Source organism: Kaarinaea lacus (assembly GCF_975902315.1).
Genome location: NZ_CDLKIE010000428.1, coordinates 1 through 4,461 on the forward strand (window position 1 = coordinate 1; position 4,461 = coordinate 4,461).

The following is a 4,461-nucleotide window of genomic DNA, read 5'->3' on the forward strand; positions in this document are numbered from 1 at the left end:
GGAGTCGCAAAATGCGACTTGCTATTACGAATTTACGTCATTGATAAATAGCAAATTTACGCCAGAGGAGAAGGTCAGTATTGTTGAGCTAATGTGGCGGGTTGCTTATGCGGACAAAGTACTGGAAAAGTATGAAGAAGCCCTGGTGCGTAAAATTTCGGAACTTCTCTATGTACCTCATGGTGCATTTATCGCGGCTAAACACCGAGTTCAGTCCACCCTTGATTGAAAGTTAAAGTTATTTTCAAGCTACGGCTTTAGCTCGGGGGAGCGATCACTGTGGATCTGGTATTTCTGTAATATATCCTGGTTTTTACTCCGCGCTTGTTCTAAGTCCAGAATAATCGTATGACCGAAGTCGGTTTCAAATTTCAGATATTTACCACTGGCATTTTCTATTAGAACAGATAGATGTTTCAGGTCTTTAACGGGTGTATCATTGACCGAATGGATAACTGAGCCCTCCATGTTTTTATAGCCCTGGCTAATAGCGTCTGGTAGCACGCGGCTCAGTACGATGGTTTGTGCACGCCCGGTTTTAACCAGATCTGGAACTGATTTTTTATAGCCTTCCAGCGTGTAATGGGGTAAATACGGTATTAATCCGTACGTCGTGCGATGATGTGATTTTAAATAACCTTGAGATAAAGGCTGAAACAACATACCCGCAAACACGAAGTAAGAAGGTTTAATGTCATATTGTTTGTGACTAACCCTCGTTTTTCTTGGTTCCAGTTTGATGTCGATATTTTTCGCTTTGCCATTTCTCTGAATTCGTAATTTTAAAGTCTCACCCACCTGTTTGGTGTACTCAAGATGTGAAGACTCAACACGTATCCCGTCTTTTAGTGCAACTTTCCCATCACGACCAATTTTGTAGCCATCAATTTCCAGTAATACATCTCCGGGATGAATCAAGGCTGAAATATTACTGTCTTTTGCTACGGCTGTTACCAGCAGCCCGCCTGTTTTGTTGGACAAGGCTAACTGTTCGCGTAGCGCTTTATTTTCGATAGTCTGCACGTAGATATCCAGTTCGGGGAATCCATCAAATTTTTCATCTTTTACATCTTCCAGGAAATGATTAATGACAGGAGCAGGGACGATGTAGCCGATGTTTTCTGCATTTTCCAGTGCCTGCATGGCAATGCCAATGATTTTGCCATCGGAGATAGCAGGCCCACCGCTATTGCCAGGGTTAATTGCCGCATCAACCTGGGCCAGTAAATATCGATCCGAGGAGTGTACGTAATAGTCCACTTCAATACGCGATACGATACCTTCGGTAATGGAAATGGTTTCACCGCCAGTGGGGAAGCCATAAACGTTAACGCGTGACTGTAATTTAGGTAGCCCGTCAATCTTTAGCGGCTTGGCGTTTTCAAAAAAAGTGGGATCATCAACAGTGAGTATCGCCAGGTCACAGGTATGGCAAACATGGACTACATCGGCACTGTAGGTTATACCGGAGCCTTCGCGCTGCACTTCCAGCATGGTTTGATCAGCAACAATATGCGCATTGGTCAGTATTCGTTTGCCGTCAATAATTGCGCCGGAACCGGTCACTGTATGAATGCCGTGTAGTTGCCAGGGCGAGACATAATCGGGGTGATTGTGAGTGGCGATAATTTTAACGATGCTGCTATGTATGTCCTGTTCTTTGCTGGCCCAGCAAATATGTCCAGTAAAAAAGCTGACTACTAAAAAACAGCTCAACAGAAAAATTCTTCGGCTAATGCTTTTCTCTAAAAATTGTGTCATGTAAGTTCTACTTTTTATACTTCGCTGTAGCAGAGCCGTATAAAGTGGTAGGCTCATGCAGGTTAACGCTGGAAAAATAAAATTTTGTAACTAAATAAGCGCAAAAAATATAGGTTTATCGCATCTTTATGGTCAAACCTTACCGATTCAGTTGCGGTTGATCAATTACGATTTATATAATCTATGCCCTTCGTTCAATTCGGCTGGAACAGATTGTTCGGAATATAACCAAAATAAACCGGAAACTAAAATGCCGTGAATGACCACAACAAAAAACAGATACTTATACAAAAACTACAGGCTTGTCTGCCAGCTTCATCGATACTATCGACGGCGGAGGAATTGCGTCCCTATGAATGTGACGGACTATCCGCCTACAGAGAAGTGCCCTTGCTGGTTGTTATGCCGGAAACCATTGAACAGGTTCAGGCGATCCTGCGGATTTGTAGCGGTTTAGAAGTGCCTGTTGTTGCTCGGGGTGCAGGCACCGGGTTATCTGGCGGCGCTTTGCCGCTGGCCAATGGTATCTTACTTAGCCTGACGAAGTTCAATCGAATCTATGAGATTGATCAGCTAAATCGTACCGCGCGCGTTCAACCGGGTGTGCGCAATCTGGCAATAACCGAGGCAGCCGCCCCTTATGGGCTATATTATGCGCCGGATCCTTCTTCACAAATCGCCTGCTCTATTGGTGGCAATGTCGCGGAAAATTCTGGTGGCGTGCACTGCTTAAAATACGGATTGACGGTTCACAATATCCAGCAACTGAAAGTCGTGACCATTGATGGTGAAGTGTTAACTATCGGCGGCAGTGGCTTTGATGCGGCTGGTTATGACCTGTTAGCCTTAATGAATGGTTCAGAAGGGATGCTGGGCGTAATCGTGGAAATCACCGTGAAATTACTACCCATCCCCGAATTCGCACAAGTGCTACTGGCGGCTTTCGATGATGTCGTTAAGGCTGGAACTGCGGTCGGTGATATCATTGCGGCCGGCATTGTGCCAGCGGGGCTGGAGATGATGGACAATCCCTCGATTCGTGCCAGTGAAGCCTACGCAAACGTTGGATATCCTACGGATGCAGCAGCGATCTTGCTCTGTGAACTGGATGGCAGCGAAGCGGAAGTTCATGAGCAAGTTGGCGATATTGAGGCTTTGTTAAAGCTGGCCGGTGCAATTTCGATTCGCAAGTCAGAAAGTGATGCAGAGCGTGAGCTAATTTGGAAAGGGCGTAAGGCTGCATTCCCTGCTGTTGGCAGGATCTCACCCGATTACTATTGTATGGATGGCACAATTCCGCGTAAAGAATTACCAAACGTATTACAGCGTATTAGTGAGCTATCCAGTGAATATGGATTAGCCGTTGCCAATGTTTTTCATGCCGGAGATGGCAATCTGCATCCCCTGATTTTGTACGATGCCAATCGCGAAGGCGAATTGCATAAAGCTGAAGCGTTGGGCGGAAAAATACTGGAAACCTGTGTTGAGGTAGGCGGTACCATTACTGGCGAACATGGGGTCGGTGTTGAAAAGCTCAATCAAATGTGTGTTCAATTCTCATCAATAGCGCTGGAACAGTTTCACGCCATAAAATATGCTTTCGACAATAAACAACTATTAAATCCTGGCAAGGCGGTTCCTACTTTACATCGTTGTGCGGAGTTTGGTGCAATGCATGTGCATGGAGGCAAGATGCCATTCCCTGAGCTGGAAAGATTTTAATTACTACGCTGAGACTATTTCCTTGAGTGATTTAAGCGAACAATTGCAGGCGCAAGTTCAACAGGCGCGTCAAAACAAAACACCCCTGGTTATCACCGGGGGTGGTAGTAAATCGTTTTATGGCCACAATTGCACAGGCGAAGTGTTAGCGGTGAGTGAGCATCGCGGCATTGTTGACTATGAGCCCAGGGAGTTAGTGATCACGGTAAAAGCTGGCACACCATTAAAAGAACTACAGCAAACGCTATCAGACAACGGCCAGATGCTGCCGTTTGAGCCCCCGGGTTTTGGCGATTCTGCGACAATCGGTGGCACTATCGCTTGTGGCTTATCCGGGCCGCGGCGACCTTTCGCAGGAAGTGCCAGAGACTTTATTCTGGGTTGCAAGGTGTTAACCGGTAAGGGTGAAATCATAGAATTTGGCGGTCGCGTGATTAAAAACGTCGCCGGATATGATGTGTCACGCTTGATGGTGGGCGCGCTTGGTACTCTGGGTGTATTGTTGGAGGTGTCATTAAAAGTTTTGCCAGTGTCTGAAGAAGAAGTGACAATTGCAATGCCTGCACATGTGAATGAGGCAATCGATATCATGAACGCACGCGCCGGTCAGGCATTGCCTCTAACGGCGGCTGTCTACGATGGCGAAGCCGTTGTTATGCGATTGTCGAGTACTGGCCAGGGAATCAAAGACGCAAAGAAGAAAATCGCCGGTGATGAATTAACGCAGGGCGCGGAGTTCTGGCAACAGCTGAACGAGCAGGAACATTTTTTCTTTGCCGATGACATGCCGTTATGGCGCCTGTCTCTGGCACCGGCAACCTTGCATTTAGGATTGCCGGGTGGCTGGCTGTTTGATTGGGGTGGAGCGCTGCGTTGGTTAAAAACGGAATTATCTCCGCGGGATGTGCGCGATGCCGTCGAAGCTGAAGGGGGGCACGCCACGCTATTTAGAAACAAGGAATTCTGGTTGCAACAGGA

Annotated in this window: 4 protein-coding genes; 3 read left to right on the forward strand and 1 reads right to left on the reverse strand. The window is 46.7% G+C overall.

Features of this window, described 5'->3' with window-relative positions; translation table 11 throughout:
* The coding region (locus ACWVCM_RS13485; RefSeq protein ID WP_455202281.1) for a tellurite resistance TerB family protein at window positions 1-229 on the forward strand (229 nt) is incomplete at its 5' end.
* 20 nt (window positions 230-249) lie between these two features.
* On the opposite strand, the gene ACWVCM_RS13490 is transcribed toward ACWVCM_RS13485, so the two are convergent.
* On the reverse strand, window positions 250-1,761 hold the full coding sequence (locus ACWVCM_RS13490; RefSeq protein ID WP_455202282.1) for a S1C family serine protease: 1,512 nt from the start codon (window positions 1,759-1,761) through the stop codon (window positions 250-252).
* Between the two features lie 255 nt (window positions 1,762-2,016).
* Between ACWVCM_RS13490 and ACWVCM_RS13495 the strand changes: the two genes are divergently transcribed.
* The gene (locus ACWVCM_RS13495) at window positions 2,017-3,483 is read left to right on the forward strand and encodes an FAD-linked oxidase C-terminal domain-containing protein (RefSeq protein WP_455202283.1); all 1,467 of its coding nucleotides are present in this window, start codon (window positions 2,017-2,019) and stop codon (window positions 3,481-3,483) included.
* On the forward strand, window positions 3,443-4,461 hold a 1,019-nt coding region (gene glcE, locus ACWVCM_RS13500), incomplete at its 3' end, for a glycolate oxidase subunit GlcE (protein WP_455202284.1). The genes ACWVCM_RS13495 and glcE, both read left to right, overlap by 41 nt.

Excerpts from the sequence above, each read along its gene's own strand:
- ACWVCM_RS13490 (WP_455202282.1), bottom strand. The coding sequence starts at position 1,761 with ATGACACAATTTTTAGAGAAAAGCATTAGCCGAAGAATTTTTCTGTTG.